The organism is Stenotrophomonas sp. 96582_Sma (assembly GCF_056480905.1).
Genome location: NZ_CM151122.1, coordinates 1,839,734 through 1,863,105 on the forward strand (window position 1 = coordinate 1,839,734; position 23,372 = coordinate 1,863,105).

Sequence of the window (23,372 nt, forward strand, 5' to 3'; positions counted from 1 at the left end):
GCCGGTGCCTGGAGGCCAGGAAAGCCACGCATGGCGTGGCTCTACTGCCGTGCCGTTCAGGCCTGAATGGGCGGTCGACCCGGTTTTGGGAGACAATGGGCGACTATTTGCCCGAATGACCGCTCCATGTCCCGATTGCAGTTTCAGCTCAAGACCCGCGACGGCCGTGCCCGCCGTGGCCGCCTGACCTTCCCGCGTGGCACGGTGGAAACGCCGGCCTTCATGCCGGTGGGGACCTATGGCTCGGTCAAGGGCATCCTGCCGGACCAGGTGCGTGCGCTGGGCGCCGAGATCATCCTCGGCAATACCTTCCACCTGTACCTGCGGCCGGGCCTGGACATCATCGCCGACCACGGCGGCCTGCACGGCTTCTGCCGCTGGGATGGCCCGATCCTGACCGACTCCGGCGGCTTCCAGGTGTTCTCGCTGGCCCATCGCCGCAAGATCACCGAACAGGGCGTGACCTTCGCTTCGCCAACCGACGGTGCCCGCGTGTTCCTGGGCCCGGAAGAGAGCATGAAGATCCAGAAGGTGCTCGATTCGGACGTGGTGATGATCTTCGACGAGTGCACCCCGTACCCGGCCACCGAGGATGTCGCCCGCCGTTCGATGGAGCTGAGCCTGCGCTGGGCCCAGCGCAGCCGCAACGCGCATGACGAGCTGGGCAACGACGCGGCCCTGTTCGGCATCGTCCAGGGCGGCGTGCACACCGACCTGCGCAGCCGCTCGGCCGATGCCCTGCAGGCGATCGGTTTCGACGGCTATGCCATCGGCGGCCTGGCCGTGGGCGAGCCCGAAGACGAGCGCAACGCCATGCTCGACCACCTGGACCCGGAACTGCCCGCCGACCGCCCGCGCTACCTGATGGGCGTGGGCCGGCCGGAGGACCTGGTCGAGGGTGTCGCACGTGGCGTGGACATGTTCGACTGCGTGATGCCCACCCGCAACGCGCGCAACGGCCACTATTTCACCTCGTTCGGCACCGTTCGCATCCGTAATTCCCAGTACGCGCGCGACATGGACCCGATCGAGCCGGGCTGCGGCTGCGTGGCCTGCACCGGCGGCTACACCCGGTCCTACCTGCGCCACCTGGACCGCTGCAACGAGATGCTGGCGCCGATGCTGGGCACCCTGCACAACCTGTTCTATTACGAAAAGCTCATGGCCGACATCCGCGCGGCGATCGAGGCGGGAACCTTCCTGGCCTTCCGTGAGTCTTTCTACGCGGCACGCGGGGCGGTCGCGCCGCCCCTGTAACCCGAACACCCCCTGCCAAACGGCCCAAGGACGAATGCCCGGGGCCGTGGCATACTTCAAGGCTGACCCAGATCCGCGGTCGACACCTCGTGCCCGTGAAAGGGCCGAAGCGCCGCCCAACCAAAGGACCAACGATGAACCTGCTTGCCTTCCTGATTCCCGCCGCCCACGCCCAGGCCGCCGGCGGCCAACCGCAGGGCATGGGCCTGACCACGCTGCTGTTCCCGGTCATCCTGATCGCCATCATGTACTTCCTGATGATCCGCCCGCAGATGAAGCGGCAGAAGGAACACAAGTCCATGCTGGAGAAGATCAAGCGTGGTGACGAAGTGCTGACCAATGGCGGCATCGCCGGCAAGGTCACCGACATCGGCGACAACTTCATCACCATCGAAGTGGCCGAGAACGTGCGCATCCGCGTGCAGAAGGGCGCTGTTGGCAGCGTGCTGCCGACCGGCACCCTGGATTCGGCCAAGTAAGCCACTCCCTTTCCGATGCACAACCGCGGCGCCGGGGATGGCGCCGCGCGGGACCCAAGCAATGCTCGAATTTCCACGCTGGAAGTACGTCGTCATCCTGATCGTACTGGCGCTCAGCGCGCTGTACGCGCTGCCCAACATCTACCAGAAGGACCCGGCCCTCCAGATCACCGCCAACCGTGGCGGCCAGATCGACGATGCGCTGCGTGACCGTGTGCTGGCCGACCTGAAGACGGCCGGTGTCACCACCATCGGTGTCGAGAAGGAAGGGGAAAGCCTGATCGTCCGCCTGTCGGACCTGAAGGCGCAGTCCGCTGCCAGCGACGCCCTGCGTGACACGGTCGGCGAAAAGTACACCGTGGCCCTGAACCTGGCCTCGACCGTGCCGGACTGGCTGGCCAACCTCGGCGGTCGTCCGATGGTGCTGGGCCTGGACCTTCAGGGTGGCGTGCACTTCGTGCTTCAGGTCGACCAGAAGGCCGCCCTCGACAAGCGCCTGGACGCCTACACCGAAGACGTGCGCAGCACCCTGCGCGACGCCCGCATCCCGTACCAGTCGGTGGAACGCCGCGCTGACAACAGCATCGTGGCGAACCTGAGCCCGTCCGCCGGTGACGACGCCGCGCAGCGTGCCCGCACCGCCCTGGTGAAGGCGCAGCCGACCCTCGGCTACGACGTCAGCGGCAATCGCATCACGGTGACCGTGCCGGAAACCGAAATCACCCAGATTGCCAACGGCGCCATCGAGCAGAACATCAACACCCTGCGCAACCGCGTGAACCAGCTCGGTGTGGCCGAGCCGATCATCCAGCGCCAGGGTGCCGACCGCGTGGTGGTGCAGCTGCCGGGCGTGCAGGACACCGCCGAAGCAAAGCGCATGATCGGCGCCACCGCTACCCTCGAGTACCGCGCGGTGGTTGACGGCAATGCACAGGACGCCATCAACTCCGGGCGCATTCCGCCGGAAGCGAAGGTCTACCAGCGTCGTGATGGCGGTGGTCCGGTCCTGCTGAACAAGCGCGTGATCGTCACCGGTGACCAGATGGTCGGCGCGCAGGCGGTGACCGATTCGAACAGCGGCTCTCCGGCGGTCAGCGTGACGCTGAACAATGTCGGCGGCCAGCGCATGTTCGACTTCACCAGCGCCAACGTGAACAAGCCGATGGCGGTGGTCTACACCGAGCGCGTGCCGACCGTGACCGTCGTCGACGGCCAGGAAGTGCGTGGCTTCAAGGTCAACGAGGAAGTGATCTCGGTGGCCAACATCAACGGCGTGTTCGGCAAGAACTTCCAGACCACCGGCCTGCAGAAGAAGGAAGCCGAGGACCTGGCCAAGCTGCTGAAGTCCGGCTCGCTGGCCGCGCCGATGGACTTCGTCGAAGAGCGCGTGGTGGGCCCGAGCCTGGGTGCCGAGAACGTCAAGAACGGTATGCGCGCGGTGGTGTTCGCATTCCTGTTCACCCTGGTGTTCTTCAGCGTCTACTACCGCATGTTCGGCGTGATCACCTCGATCGCGATGCTGTTCAACCTGCTGATCGTGGTGGCGGTGATGTCGCTGTTCGGCGCGACCATGACCCTGCCGGGCTTCGCCGGTCTGGCGTTGTCGGTCGGCCTGTCGGTGGACGCCAACGTGCTGATCAACGAGCGTATCCGTGAAGAGCTGCGTGCCGGCGTGCCGGGCAAGACCGCGATCGTGACCGGTTACGAGCGTGCTTCCGGCACCATCCTCGACGCCAACCTGACCGGCCTGATCGTCGGTGTGGCGCTGTTCGCATTCGGTACCGGTCCGCTGAAGGGCTTCGCGCTGACCATGATCATCGGTATTTTCGCCTCCATGTTCACCGCGATCACCGTGTCGCGTGCGCTGGCGACGCTGATCTACGGCCGCCGCAAGAAGCTCCAGAACGTGGCCATCTGACGGGACGACACGCACATGAAACTGTTTCCGCTGCACATCCTCCCGAACGACACCAAGATCGACTTCATGCGCTGGCGCCATGTCGCGATGGTTGTCACGGTCATCGTGTTCCTGGCCTCGGTTGCCATCATCGGCTTCAAGGGCTTCAACTACGCTCTGGACTTCACCGGCGGCACCCTGATCGAAGCCCGCTTCGACAAGGCGGTGGACGTCGAGCAGGTCCGTACCAGGCTCGAGGAAAGTGGCTTCGACGGTGCCCAGGTGCAGAGCGTCGGTGGCAACACCGATCTGCTGATCCGCCTGGCCCCGCACGGTGAGCACGCTGCCGGTACCGGCGACGCCGCGCACGAGGACAAGGCCACCGCCGCCGCCGTGGTGAAGGCACTGTCCACCGCCGACAACCAGGCCACCGTGCTCCGCAACGAGTTCGTGGGCCCGCAGATCGGCAAGGACCTGGCGATGAATGGCCTGTACGCCACCATCTTCATGCTGGCCGGCTTCCTGATCTACATCGCGGTGCGCTTCGAATGGAAGTTCGCGGTCACCGCCAGCATCGTGGCGATGTTCGACCTGATCGTGACGGTCGCTTACGTGTCCCTGCTGGGCCGTGAGTTCGACCTGACCGTGCTGGCCGGCCTGCTGTCGGTGATGGGCTTTGCGATCAACGATCTGATCGTGGTCTTCGACCGCGTCCGCGAGAACTTCCGCAGCCTGCGCGTGGACTCGATGGAAGTGCTGAACCGTTCGATCAACCAGACGCTGTCGCGTACGGTGATCACCGCGGTGATGTTCTTCCTGTCGGCGCTGGCGCTGTACATGTACGGCGGCAGCTCGATGGAAGGCCTGGCCGAGACGCACATGATCGGTGCGGTGATCGTGGTGTTGTCCTCGATCCTGGTGGCGGTGCCGATGCTGACGATCGGTTTCCTGCGCGTCAGCAAGCAGGACCTGCTGCCGAAGGCGAAGGACATCGAGGCCCTGGCCCGTCGCCCGTAAGCACCCGCTGCAGGCAACACACAGAGAACCCCGCGCAAGCGGGTTTTTTGTGTGCAGGGCTTGCAGCCCTGCACCCGCGGTAGTGCCGGCCGCTGGTCGGCAACAGCAATAGCAACAGCGGGCATTCCGTGGAATGGTGGGCCCATGTGGGTTGGCAGGACACGCCGTAAACCCGTCCTTGGGGGCTCGATGGCGCCATCCATGGCGCCAACGGTCCTGCCAACCCACATGGCCCCACCTCTGACAGATTCCTGCAGCTGTTGGATCGCGCGGCTGTTGGTAGGTGTCGACCTTGGTCGACACATCTGTCAGATATTGAATGAGTTCATCCATGTCGACCAAGGTCGACACCTACCAGAGCAGGATGCCGCTCCAACAGATCGCGGAAATCTGTCGAAGGCGGGGGTGGGTCCGGTTGCGGGGGTGTCCGCGGCATGGATGCCGCGGCCAAGCCTCCATGGACGGATTTACGGCGTCCCCGCAACCGGACCCACCCCGCCAACCCACAGGAACCCAGCTTTTGAAGTTGCTCCGGCTCCGGCCGTTGCTCCGGCCTCTGCGGGTGCAAGGTGCAACCCTGCAGAACAAACCCCACCCTACGCCGCCGTCGGTTGTGCAATCTTCCCCCGCGCACTACGATCCTGCGGTTCGCGCGCGCAGGCGCGCGCCCGTATTCCTGCTGAGCGCCCCGTGCGCCGCATCTGCCAACCCGAGGTATCCATGGTCATCAAACCGCGCGTCCGCGGCTTCATCTGCGTCACCACCCACCCGACCGGCTGCGAAGCCGCGGTCAAGCAGCAGATCGACTACATCCGCGCACGTCCGCCGATCCAGAATGGTCCCAAGCGCGTGCTGGTGATCGGCGCCTCCACCGGCTACGGCCTGGCTGCGCGCATCACTGCCGCCTTCGGCAGTGGCGCCGCCACCCTGGGCATCTTCTTCGAACGCCCGGGTAGTGAAACCAAGCCGGGCACTGCGGGCTGGTACAACTCCGCCGCGTTCCACAAGTACGCCGACGAAGCCGGCCTGTACGCCAAGAGCATCAACGGCGATGCCTTCTCCGATGAAGTGAAGGCCAGGACCATCGAGATGATCAAGGCCGATCTCGGCCAGGTCGACCAGGTCGTCTACAGCCTCGCCGCGCCGCGCCGCAAGCACCCGAAGACAGGAGAGATCATCAGCTCCACGCTGAAGCCGATCGGCGAGCCGATCACCCTGCGTGGCCTGGATACCGACAAGGAAGTGCTGACCGAGACCCATCTGCAGCCGGCCACCCCGGAAGAAATCGCTGGCACCGTCGCGGTGATGGGCGGCGAGGACTGGCAGATGTGGATCGATGCGCTGGCCGACGCCGGCGTGCTGGCCAATGGCTGCACCACCACCGCCTTCACCTACGTGGGCGAAGAGATCACCCAGGCAATCTACTGGAATGGCTCGATCGGTGCGGCCAAGAAGGACCTGGACAACAAGGTGCTGGGCCTGCGCGAGAAGCTGGCCAGGATCGGTGGCGACGCGCGCGTGTCGGTGCTGAAGGCCGTGGTCACCCAGGCCAGCTCGGCCATTCCGACCATGCCGCTGTACCTGTCGCTGCTGTTCAAGGTGATGAAGGAAAAGGGCACGCACGAAGGCTGCATCGAACAGCTCGACGTGCTGTACGACATCCTCTACGGCGGCAAGGCCGATGGCGTGGCGGTCGATCGTCTGCGCCACGACCTGGTCGATGGCGATGGCCACACCGTCGCGCTGGTCGATGACGAAGGCCGCCTGCGTGCCGATTACAAGGAAATGGCCGCGGACGTGCAGGGCAAGGTGGTCGCGCTGTGGCCGCAGGTGACCAACGAGAACCTGTACGAGATCAGCGATCTGGCCGGCTACAAGGCCGATTTCCTGCGCCTGTTCGGTTTTGGCGTGGAGGGTGTCGACTACGAGGCCGACGTCAATCCGGACGTGAAGATCGAAAACCTGGTCGACATGACCTGATCAACGAAGAGGCCGGCGAAAGCCGGCCTTCTCTTTGGGTGGTGCCGGCCAGCGGCCGGCACTACCATCGGTCACCCGAACTCGAAACCCATCTCCGGCAACGCCGGGCCGACGAAGTCGCCCTGCACGTAGTCCACGCCGGCACTGAACAGCAACGTCATCGAATTGGCATCGCTGACGAACTCGGCGATGGTGCGGATGCCGGCTTCCTGCGCGCGCGCGGTGATCTGGCTGATGCGGTCGATGTTCTCGCGGGTGGCTGCCAGGTCGCTGGTGAAGCCACGGTCCAGCTTGAGGAACTGCGGCTGGAAGTGGGCCAGCAGCTGGAACGAATCCAGCCCCGAACCGAACTGCTCCAGGCCGATGCGGCAGCCCAGCGGTGCCACTTCGGCAAGGAACTGCTGTGCACTGCGCAGGTGGGTGAACACCTTCGCTTCCGGCGCATGCAGCCACAGCCGTTCGCCGGGCACACCCTGAGCCTGCAGCTCGCGGCGCAGGGTAGCGATCATCTGCGGGTCGTCGAAGGATTCCGGCGTCACTTTCACCAGCATCTGCGTGGCATGGCCTTCGCGTGCACGCTGGCCCAGCACCGCGATGGCCCGTGACACCACCCAGCGGTTGATGTCGGCCAGCAGGCCGTGCTCCTCCGCGATACCGAGGAACGCGGTCGGGCTCAGCAGCTCGCCATTGTTCTCCAGGCGCAGGTAGGCCTCGTACAGCTCCAGTGACTCGCCCTGCAGGTTCAGCACCGGCTGGTAGTGCAGCTGGAAGCCGTCACCGGCCAGCGCTTCACGGATTCGGGCGACCCAGCGCAGCACGCGTTCTTCCTCCACGCGGTCGGCGGCGGCCGGGTCGAAGATGCGGCAGGTATTGCCCAGTTCGGCGGCGGCCTGCGTGCATTCGCTGGCGCGTGCCAGCACCTGGCCGATGCTGGCGATCTTCTCGCCCACCTGCACGCCACCGATGCTGACCGTTACCGTGGCCGAGCGCGCGCCGATGCTGAAGACGTGCGCGGCGTAGGCTTCGCGGATGCGCTCGGCCAGCGCCACGGTCTGCGCATAGGGCCCGGCCTGCAGCACGGCGAAATTGTGTTCGCCGAAGCGGGCCAGCTGTGCGTCCTCGCCGACCACCTCGGCCAGCAGGCCGGCAAGGGCGCCGATCAGGGTGTCGGCCGAGGCCAGGCCAATGTCCGGCAGCAGGCGCGCGTAGTGGTCCGGCTCGATCAGCAGCAGGCCGAACTGGCCTTCGCTGCGCCCGGCCTGGGCCACCGCGCTTTCCAGCTGCAGCATGAAGGTCGGGCGATTGAGCAGGCCGGTGACCTGGTCGCGCTGGCGCAGGTCCTCGACCTCACGTGCCAGCTCGGGGTCGAATTCCATGCGGCGGCGGAGCACCACCTGCAGGCAGGATTCGCCTTCGTAGGTGGCAGCGGCAAACTCCATCGTCGCCGGGAACGCACTGCCATCCTCGTGGCGCGCGTCGAGCTGGTACTGCGGCGGCGGCGCCTCGCCACGGCTCAGCCCCTTCAGCAGCTGCTTGAAGCCCTCCACGTGCTGGGCGGCGACCATGTCCAGCAGCGAGATGCCTTCGATGTCGTCGAAATGTTCGTAACCAAACATGTCCAGATAGGCATCGTTGGCGCGGATGTGCATGCCTTCATGCACGTAGGCGATGGGGTCGCGCGAGGAGGCGATCAGCGCGTCGCAGCGGCGCTCGGTTTCGCGCATCTGCGCCTCGATGCGGCGCAGGCCACGACGCGCCTGCAGGTCCACCCACTGGTCGCGGACCACGGCGAGCAGATGCTCCGGACGTTGGCGCAGGGCGAGGGCGCGGATGCCGTGGCTACTGGCCTGCACCAGTTCATCCTCGTCGATGCGCTCGGCCAGCAGCACCAGCGGAATGTCCTTGCCGCTGGCAGCAATATGCTGGGCCACCAGTGGCAGCGGGATGCCCTGGGAGGGCGAAGCCAGCACCAGGTCGATGGCCTGGCTGGCCAGCACCTGGGCCAGCTCGGCTGCATCCTGCGGACGCCACGGGCGTACCGCGATGCCGCTGTTGCGCAGCGTGCTGACGATGGCTTCGGCGTTCTCGCCGCTGTCATCGACGATCAGCAGGCGGATGGTGATGTCGTTCGCGTTCTGCATGCACTGCTCCCCAATCTGCAAATCTAGATACACGATGCGCGGCGAACCGTCCATGCGCGCACCCCTTGCACGCATCGAACGGCGATGTGGTTCACACCACGCCACCGGCTGCGTGGCCGCTGGCCCAGGCCCACTGGAAGTTGTAGCCGCCCAGCCAGCCGGTCACATCCAGCACCTCGCCGACGAAATGCAGGCCGGGTACGCGCTTGGATTCCATCGTCGAGGACGAGACCTCGGCAGTATCCACGCCGCCCAGGGTGACCTCGGCGGTGCGGTAGCCCTCGGTGCCACTGGCCACCAGCGGGAACGCGCCCAGCAGCTGTGCGGCCTGGCGCAGCACCGGCTCGTCCAGCTGGCGCACGGGCCGGTCGGGCAGCCAGTGTTCGCACAACCGCTGTGCCAGCCGCTTCGGCAGTACCTCGCCCAGCACCGTGCGCAGCTCGGCGGCAGGACGTTCGCGCTTCATCTGGCGCAACCACTCGCCGGCATCCTGGCCGGGCAGCAGGTCCAGCTCCAGCGCGTCGCCGGGTTGCCAGAACGAGGAGATCTGCAGGATCGCCGGGCCACTCACGCCGCGATGGGTCAGCAGCATGAAATTCTGGAAGCTCTTTCCGTTGCAGCGCGCCTCGATGGGCAGAGCGACGCCGCTGAGGTCGGCCAGCCGTTCCTGGTGCTTGCCGCTGAGCGTCAGCGGCACCAGCCCGGCGCGGGTCGGCAGCACCTGGTGGCCGAACTGTCGGGCCACTTCATAGCCGAAGCCGCTGGCGCCCATGCTGGGAATGGAGAGGCCGCCGGTGGCCACCACCAGCGAGGCGCAATGGAACAGGCCCTGCGTGGTGTGCACGCGGAATCCATCGCTGCCATGCTCGATGCGCTGCACGCTGCAGTCGGTACGCACCTGCACGCCTGCCGCCTGGCATTCGTCCACCAGCATCTTCACGATCTGCTTGGACGAGACATCGCAGAACAACTGGCCCAGCTCTTTTTCGTGATACGCGATGCCGTGCTTGCTGACCAGCTCGATGAAGTGCCAGGGCGTGTAGCGCGCCAGTGCCGACTTGCAGAAGTGCGGGTTGGCCGACAGGAAGTTGGCCGGGGTGGTGCCGGTGTTGGTGAAGTTGCAGCGGCCACCGCCGGACATCAGGATCTTCTTGCCGACCTTGTTGGCATGGTCGATCACCTGCACCTGGCGGCCGCGCTGGCCAGCCGTGATCGCGGTCATCAGCCCGGCCGCACCGGCGCCGATGACAACCACGTCGCAACGGATCGTGCTCATGCCTTGGCGCGCTTGCGCCAGTTCGGGATCACGTCGAGCTGGATCTGGTCGTTGAGCAGCTGCACTTCACCGTCCTGGATCAGCACGCTCCAGCGCATGGCGCGCTGGATCTGCTGGCCCCAGCGCTCGACGAATTCACCGTCCAGATCAACCACCGAGAGATTGTCGAAGCGTGCCAGGCCCTTGCTCTGCTTGCCCCACCAGATCTCCGAGGCGTTGCCGCCGTAGTTGATCACCTGCACCTGGCGGCTGCGATTGCTGGCCTTGCGGATACGCGATTCGTCCGGATGGCCCAGGTCGATCCACTGCAGGATGTCGCCGGTGTAGTCGTGTTCCCACAGATCCGGCTCGTCATCGGTGCTCAGGCCGCGGCCGAATTCCAGGCGGTCGCCGGCGTTCAGCGCGAAGGCGAGCAGGCGCACCATCAGGCGATCGTCGGTCTCGGACGGATGCTGGGCCAGGGTCAGGTTGTGGGTCGCGTAGTAGCCGCGATCCATGTCGCTGATCTGCAGTTCGGCCTTGCGGATGGTGGCGGTGAGGGCCATGGGGGGTCCGTGGACTAAAGACGACAATGATAGAGGTTTGCTCCAGGGGTGTCCGTTGCCGGTCTGTCTGCGCAGCGTCAACGGTGGCACTCTTGCGCTCTTTCCCGTGGCCGGAGTGGACGCCATGACCTTGCCCAGCCGCCTGCAGCTGCCACCCGGCCACTGGTCCAGCCTGCTCGATGGCCTGTGCGCGCGTTTCCCGCGCATCGACCGTGCGCAATGGCAGGACCGCTTCGCCCGAGGCCGCGTGCAGGATGCGCAGGGCAGGGCACTGGCGCCGGACATGCCTTGGCAGGTGGGGCTGGAAATCCAGTACTTCCGCGAGGTGGCCGACGAGCCGGTGATTCCCTTCGCCGAGACCATCCTGCATCTGGATGCGCACCTGCTGGTGGCCGACAAGCCGCACTTCCTGCCGGTGACGCCGGCCGGTGGGTATGTACGGGAAACCCTGCTCTCGCGCCTGGTCGTCCGCACCGGCAACACCGAGCTGGTGCCGCTGCACCGCTTGGACCGGCTGACCGCCGGCCTGGTGCTGTTTTCCACCCAGGCAGGCACGCGTGATGCCTACCAGCGGCTGTTCCGCGAGCGGCGCATCGGGAAGACCTACGAGGCGCTGGCACCGGCGCTGCCGGGGCTGGCGTTTCCGTTGCAGCGGGACAGCCGGCTGGTGCCAGGGGAGCCGTTCTTCCGCATGGCCGAAGTGCCGGGCGAGCCCAATGCCCGCAGCCGGATCGAGCTGATCGAGGCCGAGGGGCCGGTCTGGCGCTACCGGTTGCGGCCGGAAACCGGCCGCAAACACCAGCTGCGCGTGCATATGGCGATGCTGGGCGCCCCCATCGAGGGCGATGACCTGTATCCACAGCTGATGCTGCGCCCGGATGAAACGGTCGAGGCGCCCCTGCAGCTGCTGGCGCAGGGGCTGGCCTTCGACGATCCATTGAGCGGCGAGCCCAGGCGGTTCAGCAGCCAGCGCCGCCTGTGCCTGCCCGGCCTGGGCGGGTAGGGCCGTTCAGCGAACCGGGCGCCGCGCCAGCCAGCGGTCCAGTTCGGCGGCGAACAGCTGCCGGTCACGGGGTCCCAGCGGCGGTGGGCCCCCGGTCTGCACCCCTGCGCCGCGCAGCTCTTCCATGAAATTGCGCATCGACAGCCGCTCGGCCATGTTGTTCGGGGTGTACAGCTGGCCACGCGGGTTCAGCGCCACCGCCTTCTTTTCCAGCACCAGTGCGGCCAGCGGGATGTCCTGGGTGACCACCAGGTCACCGGCGGCGACCCGCTCGACGATGGCGCTGTCGGCCACGTCCAGGCCCTGGGGGACCTGGATCGAGCGCAGCCAGCGTGAGGGCGGGGTCCGGATCCACTGGTTGGCGACCAGGGTCAGCTCGATCCCAACGCGTTCAGCGGCACGGAACAGGATGTCGCGAATGACGGTGGGGCAGGCGTCCGCGTCTACCCAGATGCGTGGGAGAGCGGGTTCAGCTTGGGTTTCAGCTTCAGTCATTTACCCAGTGTAGGGTAGGAAAATCCTGAATGGGGACTCGGAGTTAGCCTCGATCGGCTGCCAGCCCTTGTCACGTCTAGCGGGCGGGGTCTGCCCATGAACGTCCGGGCTATCGCTTTTTGCAGAAAACACGCGTATCGTTCGTCCCACTGTGTTTGCTAGGGTCACCGTGAATCGTGGCCTGGTGCAGTTGATCTCACGATCCGCTCATCGATCCGCTTTACCAACGCCTGCAACTCAGTCTCGGCCCCGATACCCGGTGGCTGCGATTTTTTCAACATGTGTTTCAGGAGTTAGTCAAATGTCTGATCGTCAGACCGGCACCGTCAAGTGGTTCAACGACGCCAAGGGCTTCGGCTTCATCACCCCGGAAAGCGGCCCGGACCTGTTTGTGCACTTCCGTGCCATCCAGGGCACCGGCTTCAAGACCCTGCAGGAAGGCCAGAAGGTTACCTTCATCGCCGTCCAGGGTCAGAAGGGTATGCAGGCTGACCAGGTGCAGGCGGTCTAATCCGTCTGCTACCGTTTGGTAGCCAGAACGCCGGAAGCGAAAGCTTCCGGCGTTTTTTATTGCCCGCCGTTTTTTGTAGAGTCGAGCCACGCTCGACTGTTCTCAAAGCCAGTCGAGCATGGCTCGACTCTACAAAGGGCATGCACTGCGCGCGGTACGATGTGGGCCTCCCCAAGGATCACCCCCCATGCGCATCGTCCACCATCTGGAAAACTCCCGTTCCCTGCGCGTGCTGTGGATGCTGGAGGAGCTGGGGCTGGACTACGAACTGCGCCGCTATCCGCGTGATCCGAAGACGCTGCTGGCGCCGCCGGAACTGCGCAACGTGCACCCGCTGGGCAAGTCGCCGGTGCTGCAGGATGGCGAGCTGGTACTGGCCGAGTCCGGGGCGATCCTCGACTACCTCGCTGACCGCTACGACACCCAGCGCCAGCTGTCGCCGTCGCCGACGCCTGCCGATGGTGCCGAGCGCATCGCCTACCGCTACTGGCTGCACTACGCCGAAGGCTCGGCGATGCCGCCGCTGCTGCTGACCCTGGTGATCGGTCGCATCCGCAGCGCGCCGATGCCGTTCTTCGCCCGCCCGATCGCACGCAGCATTGCCGACAAGGCCGAGCGCGGCTTCATCGGCCCGCAGCGGCGCCTGCACCTGGACTGGATGGAGCGCCGCCTGGCCGAAAGCCCGTGGTTTGCCGGTGAGCGCTTCAGTGCGGCCGACATCCAGATGAGCTTCCCGATCCAGGCCGCTGCCGCGCGCGGTGGTGGCCTCGACGACAAGCCGGCACTGCGTGGCTTCCTCAAGCGTATCGGTGAGCGCCCGGCCTACCAGCGTGCCGAGGCCCACGGCGGCCACCTGCAGGCGCTCAGCGGCAATTGAGGCGGGCGGCCGTCGCCCCCATCTTCAGCACCATGGATACCGACAGCCCCCGTTTCGACAACCGCCTGCTGCATACCCTGCCGGGCGACCCCGAATCCGGCCCGCGCCGCCGCGAAGTGCTGGGCGCGGCCTGGTCGCCGGTGATGCCGACCCCGGTGACGGCGCCCACGCTGCTGGCCTGGGCGCCGGACGTCGCCGCGATGCTCGGCTTCGATACCGCTGAGGTCGAGAGCGAAGGTTTCGCGCGTGTATTCGGTGGCAACGCACTGTATGCAGGCATGCAGCCATGGGCGGCCAACTACGGTGGCCATCAGTTCGGCCATTGGGCGGGCCAGCTCGGCGACGGCCGCGCGATCTCGCTGGGCGAACTGGTCGCACCCGATGGCCGTCACTGGGAACTGCAGCTGAAGGGTGCCGGACCGACGCCGTATTCGCGCGGCGCCGATGGCCGCGCGGTGCTGCGCTCGTCCATCCGCGAATTCCTGTGCAGCGAGGCCATGCACCATCTGGGGGTGCCGACCACGCGCGCGTTGTCGCTGGTCGGTACCGGCGACGACGTGGTGCGTGACATGTTCTACGACGGCCACCCGCGCGCGGAGCCGGGTGCCATCGTGTGCCGGGTATCGCCGTCGTTCCTGCGCTTTGGTTCCTTCGAACTGCCGGCCTCGCGTGGCGAAACCGCGTTGCTCCAGCAGTTGGTCGACGCCTGCATCGCCCGCGACTTTCCGGAGCTCGAAGGGCAGGGCGAGGCGCTGTATGGCGACTGGTTCGCGCAGATCGCGGTGCGCACCGCCGAGATGATCGCGCACTGGATGCGCGTGGGTTTCGTGCATGGCGTGATGAACACCGACAACCTGTCCGTGCTCGGCCTCACACTCGATTACGGCCCTTACGGCTGGGTCGAGGATTTCGATCCGGACTGGACGCCGAACACCACCGACGCGCAGGGCCGGCGTTATCGCTTCGGTACCCAGCCGCAGGTGGCGTACTGGAACCTGAGCCGATTGGCCCAGGCGTTGTCGCCGTTGTTCGCCGATGTGGCGCCGCTGCAGGCCGGTCTGGCGGCCTACCAGTCCACCTTCGTGGCCTGCACCCGTCGCGATGCCGCAGCCAAGCTGGGCCTGGCCGCTGCCGACGATGACGACCTGCAGCTCTACCTGCGCTGGCAGCAGTTGATGCAGGACGGTGCCATGGACATGACCCTGGCCTGGCGCGCGCTGATGCGCCTCGATCCGACGGCAGCGGATGCGGCGCTGCTGGACGCGGTGTACTACGACGAGGCGCGCCAGCAGGCGGTGCAGGCACCGTTGCAGCAGTGGCTGCAGGACTACGCGGCACGGTTGCAGGCCGATCCGTTGTCGGCCAGCGAACGCACGGCGAAGATGGCCGCGGCCAATCCGCTGTATGTGCTGCGCAACTGGTTGGCGCAGGAAGCCATCGACCGCGCCGAACAGGGCGACCTCGGCGGTGTTCATGCGTTGCAGGACGTACTGCGTGATCCGTACACCGAGCGTGCCGGGCTGGAGCATTTCGCCGGCAAGCGCCCGGCGTGGGCCGACAACCGCGCCGGCTGCTCGATGCTGTCCTGCAGTTCCTGAGGGTGGGTTTCGGCAGGGCTGCGCCCTGCACCCGCAGAGGCCAGGGCAACAGCCAGAGCAAAAGCGGATTCCGTGGTCTGGCGGGGCGGTGTGGGGCTGCAGGACACGCCGTAAACCCGTCCATGGGGGCTCGATGGCGCCATCCATGGCGCCAACGGTCCTGCAGCCCCACACCGCCCCGCCTCCGACAGATTCCCGCTGCTGTGGGTAGGTGTCGACCTTGGTCGACACGGTAGATCCACGCCATGCGTGGATGCTCTTCGTTCAATTCTCGAAACATTCGATTTCGATAGAGATCCATCCACGCATCGCATGGATCAACAGATCGCAGAAGTCTGTCGAAGGCGGGGTGGGTCCGGTTGCGGGAGTGTCCGCGGCATGGATGCCGCGGCCAAGCCCCCATGGACGGGTTTACGGCGTCTCCCGCAACCGGACCCACCCCGCCATCTCTCGGAATGCGGCTTTTGCTTTCGCTTTTGCTTGCGCGGTAGCCTCTGCAGGTGCCGGGCGCAGCCCGGCCGAACACCCCCAACAGGCAGGCGGCGCCCGGAACAGGTACCCTATGCCGCCATCAGATAGCCAACGTGACATGACCGACGCCATCGTCGCTCCGCAGTGGGCCTCCCGCCTGCGCGACATCGCCGACTTCCCCAAGCCCGGCATCCTGTTCAAGGACATCATGCCGCTGCTCGCCCACGGCGAGGACTTCCGCGGTGCCATCACCGCGATGGCCGACCGCTGGCGCGACCAGAAGCTGGACGCGGTGGTCGGCATCGAATCGCGCGGCTTCATCCTCGGCGCCGCGATGGCGCTGGAACTGGGCGTCGGCTTCGTGCCGGTGCGCAAGCCGGGCAAGCTGCCGGGCCAGGTGCTGCGCGAGGAATACACGCTGGAATACCGCAGCGACTGCATCGAAGTGCACGCCGATGCGCTGTCGGCCGGTGCCCGCGTGGCGATCATCGACGACGTGCTGGCTACGGGCGGCACGCTGGTCGCCGCGTTGTCGCTGGTGCGCCGCCTGGGCGTTGACGTGGTCGGTGCCGGTGTACTGGTCGAACTGGACGGCCTTGGTGGCCGCGCCCGTTGGGAAGCGGGCCTGCCGCTGCACACCGAACTGGTGTTCTGATCGAAGGGTAGGTGCCAACCAAGGTTGGCATCTACCAGAGCGAATGGCCTGGAGCCGGTAGTTGCCAACCTTGGTTGGCAGCGCCTTTCGCGACTGGCGCCACGGATGGGCCAACCAAGGTTGGCCGCTACCAGGTCACGTCGCTGCCAACCGTGGTTGGCAACGCTGCTTCAGTCACATCATCCGCACGCGGAAACGACGGCCCTTGATCTTGCCGGCTTCCAGCTTGGCTACGGCCTTGTTGGCCTGCTCACGCGCGATCGCCACATAGGAGCGGGTCGGGAAGATCGCGATCTTGCCGATGAACTTGCTCGACAGGCCGGCGTCGCCGGTCAGTGCACCGAGGATGTCGCCCGGGCGCAGCTTGTCAGTCTTGCCGCCGTCGATACGCAGCGTACGCATCGCTGCCTGCGGCAGCTCGGCCGGGCGCGAAGTCGCCAGCGGTGTCTTCTGCCAGTCCAACGGCTGCCCCATCTGCGCTTCGATGGCTTCGGCACGGGTCTTCTCGCGGCCGGCAACCAGGCTGATCGCCAGGCCGCTGGCACCGGCACGGCCGGTACGGCCCACGCGGTGCTGGTAGCTCTCCACGTCGGTCGGCAGCTCGTAGTTGATCACCGCCGCCAGCTCTTCCACGTCCAGGCCGCGTGCGGCCACATCGCTGGCCACCAGTACGTTGCAGCTGCGGTTGGCCAGCAGCAACAACACTTCCTCGCGGTCGCGCTGCTCCATGTCGCCGTGCAGGGCCAGTGCGGAGAAGCCGAACTGCTGCAGCGAGTTGGCCACTTCGTCCACGTCCTTGCGGGTGTTGCAGAACACCACCGCCGATTCCGGCGTGTACTTCAGCAGCAGGCCGGCCAGTGCCTTCTGGCGATGTGCCGGTTCCACCTCGCAGAACAGGTGGCGGATGGCTGGGGCCTGGTCGGCGCCTTCCACGGTCACTTCCACCGCGTCGCGCAGCAGGTCACGCGCCATGGTGCGGATGCTGTCGGGGAAGGTGGCCGAGAACAGCAGGCTCTGGCGATCCTTGTGGGTGCGGCCGGCGATCTCGCGGATCGGCTCCTCGAAGCCCATGTCGAGCATGCGGTCGGCTTCGTCCAGCACCAGCGTGCGCACCGCGCCAAGATTCAGCGCGCGCTTGCGTGCAAGCTCCTGCACACGGCCAGGAGTGCCGACCACCACGTGCGGGTCGTGGCCTTCCAGCGACGCCAGCTGCGGGCCCAGCGGCACACCGCCGACCAGCAGCAGCAGCTTCAGGTTGGGGATGCCGGTGGCCAGCTTGCGGATCTGCTTGCCGACCTGGTCGGCCAATTCGCGGGTCGGGCACAGCACCAGCGCCTGCACGCGGATCAGGCTGGGGTCGATGGCCTGCAGCAGGCCGAGGCCGAAGGCGGCGGTCTTGCCGCTGCCGGTCGGCGCCTGTGCGATCACATCGCGGCCATCCAGGATGGCCGGCAGGCTCTGCGCCTGCACGGGGGTAAGGGTGGTGTAGCCGAGGGCGTCCAGGCCGGGCTGCAGGGCCGGGCTCAGCGGCAGGGTCGAGAAGTCAGTCATGGCGCATTGTACCCGTCCGCGCGGCCGGCCCCGTCCTGGGGCCTTCATCCATGTGGGTGCCGACCTTGGTCGGCACGCTCCTGCTCAGCCAAGCACCGCCAGCACGCCCTGGTGAATCGCCAGGCCCCCGAACAGCAGCCAGGCGAACAGGATCAGTGCCAGCAGCAGCGGCTTCAGGCCTGCCTGGCGCAGCGCCGAGACGTGGGTGGTCAGGCCCAGCGCGGCCATCGCCATCGCCAGCAGCACGGTGTCCAGCTGCACCAGCCCCGCCTGCAGGCTGGCCGGCAGCAGATGCAGCGAGTTGAAACCGGCCACCGCCACGAAACCGAACGCGAACCACGGCACCACGATGCGCGCCTTGCTGCCGTCGGCGCCGGCCTTGCCGCCACGCGCCAGCCACAGCGACAGCGCGACCAGGAACGGCGCCAGCAGCATCACCCGCACCATCTTGGTGATCACTGCGGTATCGGCCGCCGCTTCGTTGACCGCGCGGCCAGCCGCCACCACTTGTGCCACTTCATGCACCGTCGCACCGGTGAACAAGCCGTACTGCTGCGCGTCCATCGCCAGCCAGCCGTGCGACTGCACCAGCGCATACAGGGCGGGATACAGGAACATCGCCAGCGTGCCGAACACCACCACTGTCGACACCGCTACCGTGACCTGCGCAGCACGGCCACGCACCACCGGTTCGGCGGCCATCACCGCTGCCGCGCCGCAGATCGCGCTGCCGGCACCGATCAGCATCGCCGCCTCGCGTTCCATCTTGAACACGCGCATGCCCAGCCAGCAGGCCAGTCCGAAGGTGCTGGCCACCACCAGCACGTCCATCAGCACGCCGCTGACGCCGACATGGCCGATGTCCTGGAAGGTCAGGCGCAGGCCGTACAGCACGATGCCGGCGCGTAGCAGCCAATGCTTGGAGAAACCGACGCCGGCCGCGCTGCTTGGCGCGAGCCGCGGGTAGAGGGTGTTGCCGACCACGATGCCGGCGACGATGGCGACGGTCAGTGCACTCAGGCCATGCGCCTGCAACCAGGGAAGCTCGGCCAGGTACAGCGACGCCGCCGCGATCAGGCCCACCAGCAGAAGGCCGGGCAGACGCGGCTGCCAGCGTTGGCGCAGGGCGGGCAGGGACCAGGAGGAGAGAGCGGGGGCGTTCATGACAGGGGCAGGGCTGGGGTGACGTGGCAAGCGTGCGCCTGAGTCTCTGACCTGTAAAACGAATAATATGGGTGAAACCTACCTATCAAACGGGTAAATAGCATGCGCCTGACCTTGCGCCAGCTGCAGGTCTTCGTCGCCATCGCCGACCATGGCAGCACCACTGCTGCCGGCCAGGCCATTGCGCTTTCGCAGTCGGCCAGCAGCGCCGCCCTGCAGGAGCTGGAAGCGCACTTCGGCACGCCCCTGTTCGACCGCATCGGCCGCCGCCTGGCGCTGAATGGCCACGGCCGCGCCCTGTTGGAACCCGCGCGCACGCTGCTGGTCAACGCCGCCGACCTCGAGCGCCAGCTCGCCGCCGGCGGTGACCCGTCGCAGGGCGCGCCACTGCGGCTGGTGCTGGCCGCCAGCACCACCATCGGCAATTACCTGCTACCGCCGCGCATTGCCGAACTGCTGCGGCAGGCGCCGCAGGCGGAAGTCGACCTGCGCATCGACAACAGTGCCGGCGTGGTCGCCGCCGTGCAGCGACTGGACGTGGACGCCGGCCTGATCGAAGGCCCGTGCCACGAGCGCGGCCTGCAGGTCACGGCCTGGCAGCAGGACCCGCTGGTGATTGTGGCGGCCGCCGATGCCCCCGCGCGCTGGTCGCTGGACGAACTGCGCCGCGCACGCTGGCTGCTGCGCGAACCCGGCTCGGGTACCCGCGAAGCGGTGGAGCAGGCCTTGTTGCCGCACCTGCGCGGTTTCGCGCAGACCCTGCAGCTGGGCAATACCGAAGCGATCAAGCAGGCCGCCATCGCCGGGCTCGGTCTGGCCTGTCTCTCGCGTCATGCGCTGGAAGAGCCGCTGGCCCTCGGCCGCCTGCGCGTGCTTGAGACCCCGTTGCCCGCCCTGCAGCGCACCCTGTGGCTGGTACGGCATCCCGGCAAGCAGTGGCTGCCGGGGTTGCAGGCGTTGCTGGGGGAGGTGGGGTAATCCATCAGAACCCCAGTTGATTCCATCCATCGACACTTCTTGTAGTGCTCATCCACGCATGGCGTGGATCTACTGTGTCGACCAGGGTCGACACCCACCAGAGCAGAATGCCGTTCCGACAGATCGCGGGATCCACTCCGCCATCCCGCAGGAAACCCGCTTTTGACGTTGCCGTTGAGGTTGCCGGCCAGCGGCCGGCACTACCGCGGGTGCCGGGTGCAGCCCGGCCGACGCCCCCAACCGGTACAATGGCCGGATGCCTCTGATTACCCTACAGAACGTCGACTTCAGCGTCGGCGGCCCGTTGTTGCTGGAAAAGGCCGAACTGTCGATCGAGCCGGGCGAACGCATCGCCCTGATCGGCCGCAACGGCGCCGGCAAATCCACCCTGCTCAAGCTGCTGTCCGGCGACCACAAGCCTGATGATGGCGAAGTCCGCGTGCAGCAGGGCGTGCGCGTCACCCGCCTGGAGCAGGAAGTGCCGCATGGCGCCGCCGGCTCGGTGTTCGACGTCGTCGCCGATGGCCTCGGCGAACTGGGCCAGTGGCTGGCCGAATTCCACCACCTCAGCCATGCCGAGGTGTTCGATGGCGAAGCGCTCGGCAACGTGCAGGCCAAGATCGACGCCGCCAACGGCTGGGGCCTGGACCAGCGCGTCAGCGAAACCCTGACCAAGCTCGACCTGGATGGCGAGGCCGAGTTCGGCCGCTTGTCCGGTGGCATGAAGCGCCGCGTGCTGCTGGCCCGCGCGCTGGTGTCCAGCCCCGACGTGCTGCTGCTGGACGAACCGACCAACCACCTGGACATCGAAGCCATCGACTGGCTCGAAGCGTTCCTGAAGGGCTGGAGCGGCAGCGTGGTGTTCGTCACCCACGACCGTCGCTTCCTGCGTGCACTGGCCACCCGCATCGTCGAGATCGACCGCGGCCAGGTCACCAGCTGGCCGGGCGACTGGGCCAACTACGAGCGCCGCCGCGAGGAACGCCTCAACGCGCAGGCGCAGGAAAACGCCCGTTTCGACAAGCTGCTGGCGCAGGAAGAAGTCTGGATCCGCCAAGGCATCAAGGCCCGTCGTACCCGCGACGAAGGCCGCGTGCGCCGCCTGAAGGCGATGCGCACCGAACGCTCGCAGCGCCGCGACCTCAGTGGCAACGTCAAGATGGAAGCTGCCCAAGGCGTCAGCTCCGGCAAGAAGGTCATCGACGTCAAGGACATTTCGTTCGCCTTCGGCGAGCGCACCATGGTCCGCGATTTCACCACCACCATCCTGCGTGGCGACCGCATCGGCCTGATCGGCCCCAACGGCAGCGGCAAGACCACGCTGCTGAAGCTGCTGCTGGGCGAACTGCAGCCGGCCAAGGGCGAGGTCAACGCGGGCACCAATCTGCAGATCGCCTATTTCGACCAGTACCGCGCGGTGCTGCGCGAAGACTGGAGCGCGATCGAGAACGTGGCCGAAGGCCGCGATTTCCTCGAGTTCAACGGCAAGCGCAAGCATGTGCATGCCTACCTGCAGGACTTCATGTTCACCCCGGAACGTGCGCGTGCGCCGATCACCCGCCTGTCCGGTGGCGAGCGCAACCGCCTGCTGCTGGCCAAGCTGTTCGCGCAGCCGTCCAACCTGCTGGTAATGGACGAACCGACCAACGACCTCGACGTGGAAACCCTGGAGCTGCTGGAAGAGCTGCTGGGCGAGTACACCGGCACGCTGCTGCTGGTCAGCCATGACCGTGACTTCATTGACAACGTGGTGACCTCCACGCTGGTGATGGAAGGCGACGGCGTGATCGGTGAGTACGTGGGTGGCTACAGCGACTGGCAGCGGTACGCCAGCAGCATTGCCGCCGCGCCGGCGGTGGTGGCTGCCGCCAAGCCAGCCGCAGCTGCACCTGCTGCAGCGGCCGCTACGCCGGCCGCGCCCAAGCGCAAGCTGGCCTACAAGGAAGCACGCGAGCTGGAGCAGCTGCCGAAGACCATCGAGAAGCTGGAAGGCGACGTCGAAGGGCTGACCTCGGCGATGAACGACCCGTCGTTTTACACCCGCAGCAGCGCTGAAGTGGCGGCGCACACCCAGCAGCTGGCCAAGGTGCAGGCCGAGCTGGATGCGGCGTACGCGCGCTGGGAAGAGCTGGAAGGCTGAGCGTCTGCCACGGCCGTCTCGCCCGGCGGGCGGCTGTGGCTTTTGATCTGATTCCGCCTTGAAGCGAGCCGAGCACCGCAGGTCCGGCGAGGGCGAAGAGGCGCGGGTGTCTGAGCGTAGCGAGTTCCCGCGCCGTCCCTCGGTGGGCCGAGGAGCGCAGGGTGCCGGTGCGCAGCATCGGCTCGCGGACGGCGGAGCGTTTCTTTTGGTTACTTTTCTTTGCGCGCAAAGAAAAGTAACGCCCATGAACGCCTCAGATTGCAGCAGTCATGATCCGCGCAGCGTGGTCATTTAACCCCGTGCAGATCCCGCAGCTGGCTCGGCCGGCTGCCGAAGTACGCGGCCAGATCGGCGATGTCCTGATCACTCAGGTCCTTCGCCTGCGGCGTCATCAGCGCATGCTGGCGGTCACCGGCACGGTAGGCCTGCAGCGCATGCGCCAGGTAATCACCGTACTGCCCACCCAGCTTCGGGTAGGTCGCATCGATCGGCGCGTTGCCGTCGGCGCCGTGGCAGTCGATGCAGCTCTGGTTGGTGGCCTTGCTCTTCACCTTGGCGCGGGCTTCACCGGCGGCCTCGCGGCCTGGTGGCAGGCCGGCAGAGGATGAAGAACCGTGTTCGCCGCTGGCATGGCCCGGGTCGGCGGCGGATTTCTCGCTGTTTTCCACCTGCGACTGTGAACAGGCGGCCAGCAGCAGGGCAACGGACAGGGCGATGGCGTGACGCATCGGATGCGCGGCTTTCGACATGGGCGGGCCTTACTTGACGGTGGACAGGTAAACAGAGAGATCGGCGATCTCCTGTTCGCTGAAACTCATCGACTGCGCCTGCATCGTCGGATGCCTGCGCTTGCCCTGGCGGTACTCGGTCAGGGCCTGGGCCAGGTACTGCTGGGTCTGGCCGCCGATCTTCGGCACCCGGTAACTGGGGTAGGCGTTCTTGTAGCCGGTGATGCCATGGCACCCCTGGCAGGTGTAGGCCAGGACACGGCCATTGTCGAAGTTGCCGGTGGGAGCGGTGGCCTGCGGCGCGGCGGCGGGCGCCGGAGCCGGGGCGGGTGTGGCAGGAGCAGGAGCGGGCTGTGCGGCGGCCCCAAGGGGCAGGAGGACGGCCAGAGCGAGACAAGCGGCGAGCGGCTGCGGGCGCATGGTGTCGTTTCCGGGGATTCGGGTCTGGTCGTTCCGGCGTGGGGTACGGAACGACCCGAGTATAGCCCCAGGTTTCATCTAGCTGAAATGGGGGGCGGGCCGACCAGCGGCACGAAGACACCATGACCTTTGGGATATGGTGTTGCCGTGAAGTGGTGCATTACTTTGCTACCACACCTGTCCACGCAT

At 66.7% G+C, this 23,372-nt stretch carries 20 protein-coding genes; 12 read left to right on the forward strand and 8 right to left on the reverse strand.

Going from position 1 to position 23,372, the window contains the following annotated elements:
* Window positions 1-126 precede the first annotated feature (126 nt).
* From tgt to fabV, 5 genes are all read left to right on the forward strand, one after another.
* On the forward strand, window positions 127-1,257 hold the full coding sequence (gene tgt, locus ACZK2R_RS08635; protein WP_125895585.1) for a tRNA guanosine(34) transglycosylase Tgt: 1,131 nt from the start codon (window positions 127-129) through the stop codon (window positions 1,255-1,257).
* Window positions 1,258-1,391: 134 nt separating this feature from the next.
* The gene (gene yajC / locus ACZK2R_RS08640; protein ID WP_046430173.1) at window positions 1,392-1,736 is read left to right on the forward strand and encodes a preprotein translocase subunit YajC; all 345 of its coding nucleotides are present in this window, start codon (window positions 1,392-1,394) and stop codon (window positions 1,734-1,736) included.
* A 61-nt stretch (window positions 1,737-1,797) separates the two neighbouring features.
* Complete coding sequence (gene secD, locus ACZK2R_RS08645; RefSeq protein WP_125895586.1) at window positions 1,798-3,654, forward strand: protein translocase subunit SecD; 1,857 nt, start codon at window positions 1,798-1,800, stop codon at window positions 3,652-3,654.
* 15 nt (window positions 3,655-3,669) lie between these two features.
* Entirely contained in the window at window positions 3,670-4,650 is a 981-nt protein-coding gene (gene secF / locus ACZK2R_RS08650) for a protein translocase subunit SecF (protein ID WP_125895587.1), read from the forward strand.
* A 720-nt stretch (window positions 4,651-5,370) separates the two neighbouring features.
* Window positions 5,371-6,630, forward strand: a complete 1,260-nt coding sequence (gene fabV, locus ACZK2R_RS08655) for an enoyl-ACP reductase FabV (RefSeq protein WP_049425168.1) — start codon at window positions 5,371-5,373, stop codon at window positions 6,628-6,630.
* Between the two features lie 71 nt (window positions 6,631-6,701).
* Here the strand turns inward: fabV and ACZK2R_RS08660 are convergent, their stop codons facing one another.
* From ACZK2R_RS08660 to ACZK2R_RS08670, 3 genes are all read right to left on the reverse strand, one after another.
* On the reverse strand, window positions 6,702-8,771 hold the full coding sequence (locus tag ACZK2R_RS08660) for a GGDEF/EAL domain-containing response regulator (RefSeq protein WP_180836817.1): 2,070 nt from the start codon (window positions 8,769-8,771) through the stop codon (window positions 6,702-6,704).
* A 91-nt stretch (window positions 8,772-8,862) separates the two neighbouring features.
* A complete protein-coding gene (locus ACZK2R_RS08665; RefSeq protein WP_121503055.1) occupies window positions 8,863-10,047 on the reverse strand; it encodes a BaiN/RdsA family NAD(P)/FAD-dependent oxidoreductase in 1,185 nt (394 codons plus the stop codon).
* Window positions 10,044-10,592, reverse strand: a complete 549-nt coding sequence (locus ACZK2R_RS08670) for a YaeQ family protein (RefSeq protein WP_049400101.1) — start codon at window positions 10,590-10,592, stop codon at window positions 10,044-10,046. Before ACZK2R_RS08670 ends, ACZK2R_RS08665 begins: the two co-directional genes overlap by 4 nt.
* Before the next feature lie 124 nt (window positions 10,593-10,716).
* Between ACZK2R_RS08670 and ACZK2R_RS08675 the strand changes: the two genes are divergently transcribed.
* Window positions 10,717-11,595, forward strand: a complete 879-nt coding sequence (locus tag ACZK2R_RS08675; protein ID WP_125895965.1) for a pseudouridine synthase — start codon at window positions 10,717-10,719, stop codon at window positions 11,593-11,595.
* 6 nt (window positions 11,596-11,601) lie between these two features.
* Here ACZK2R_RS08675 and ACZK2R_RS08680 read toward each other — a convergent pair whose 3' ends face one another.
* Window positions 11,602-12,090 (reverse strand): YaiI/YqxD family protein, encoded by a 489-nt coding sequence (locus ACZK2R_RS08680; protein ID WP_010484520.1) that lies wholly within the window; start codon window positions 12,088-12,090, stop codon window positions 11,602-11,604.
* A 301-nt stretch (window positions 12,091-12,391) separates the two neighbouring features.
* On the opposite strand from ACZK2R_RS08680, the gene ACZK2R_RS08685 reads away from it, so the two are divergent.
* From ACZK2R_RS08685 to ACZK2R_RS08700, 4 genes are all read left to right on the forward strand, one after another.
* Window positions 12,392-12,601: a cold-shock protein gene (locus tag ACZK2R_RS08685; protein WP_004153307.1), complete on the forward strand. Its 210-nt coding sequence runs from the start codon at window positions 12,392-12,394 to the stop codon at window positions 12,599-12,601.
* Between the two features lie 187 nt (window positions 12,602-12,788).
* Window positions 12,789-13,478 carry a glutathione S-transferase family protein gene (locus ACZK2R_RS08690; protein ID WP_180836819.1) on the forward strand — a complete coding sequence of 230 codons (690 nt, stop codon included), beginning with the start codon at window positions 12,789-12,791 and terminating at the stop codon, window positions 13,476-13,478.
* A gap of 32 nt (window positions 13,479-13,510) precedes the next feature.
* Window positions 13,511-15,076 (forward strand): protein adenylyltransferase SelO, encoded by a 1,566-nt coding sequence (locus ACZK2R_RS08695; RefSeq protein ID WP_180836821.1) that lies wholly within the window; start codon window positions 13,511-13,513, stop codon window positions 15,074-15,076.
* Window positions 15,077-15,665: 589 nt separating this feature from the next.
* Entirely contained in the window at window positions 15,666-16,202 is a 537-nt protein-coding gene (locus tag ACZK2R_RS08700) for an adenine phosphoribosyltransferase (protein WP_180836823.1), read from the forward strand.
* A gap of 174 nt (window positions 16,203-16,376) precedes the next feature.
* On the opposite strand, the gene dbpA is transcribed toward ACZK2R_RS08700, so the two are convergent.
* Window positions 16,377-17,753, reverse strand: a complete 1,377-nt coding sequence (gene dbpA / locus ACZK2R_RS08705; RefSeq protein ID WP_049461879.1) for an ATP-dependent RNA helicase DbpA — start codon at window positions 17,751-17,753, stop codon at window positions 16,377-16,379.
* Window positions 17,754-17,837: 84 nt separating this feature from the next.
* On the reverse strand, window positions 17,838-18,917 hold the full coding sequence (locus ACZK2R_RS08710) for a YeiH family protein (protein WP_180836825.1): 1,080 nt from the start codon (window positions 18,915-18,917) through the stop codon (window positions 17,838-17,840).
* A 102-nt stretch (window positions 18,918-19,019) separates the two neighbouring features.
* Between ACZK2R_RS08710 and ACZK2R_RS08715 the strand changes: the two genes are divergently transcribed.
* Both ACZK2R_RS08715 and ACZK2R_RS08720 read left to right on the forward strand, forming a co-directional pair.
* Window positions 19,020-19,895: a LysR family transcriptional regulator gene (locus ACZK2R_RS08715; RefSeq protein ID WP_180836827.1), complete on the forward strand. Its 876-nt coding sequence runs from the start codon at window positions 19,020-19,022 to the stop codon at window positions 19,893-19,895.
* Between the two features lie 256 nt (window positions 19,896-20,151).
* Window positions 20,152-22,035: an ATP-binding cassette domain-containing protein gene (locus tag ACZK2R_RS08720; protein WP_180836829.1), complete on the forward strand. Its 1,884-nt coding sequence runs from the start codon at window positions 20,152-20,154 to the stop codon at window positions 22,033-22,035.
* 287 nt (window positions 22,036-22,322) lie between these two features.
* Here ACZK2R_RS08720 and ACZK2R_RS08725 read toward each other — a convergent pair whose 3' ends face one another.
* Together ACZK2R_RS08725 and ACZK2R_RS08730 are read right to left on the reverse strand one after the other, a co-directional pair.
* Window positions 22,323-22,784: a c-type cytochrome gene (locus tag ACZK2R_RS08725; protein WP_006361215.1), complete on the reverse strand. Its 462-nt coding sequence runs from the start codon at window positions 22,782-22,784 to the stop codon at window positions 22,323-22,325.
* Window positions 22,785-22,793: 9 nt separating this feature from the next.
* Window positions 22,794-23,183 carry a c-type cytochrome gene (locus ACZK2R_RS08730; RefSeq protein ID WP_012510782.1) on the reverse strand — a complete coding sequence of 130 codons (390 nt, stop codon included), beginning with the start codon at window positions 23,181-23,183 and terminating at the stop codon, window positions 22,794-22,796.
* Window positions 23,184-23,372: the final 189 nt, after the last annotated feature.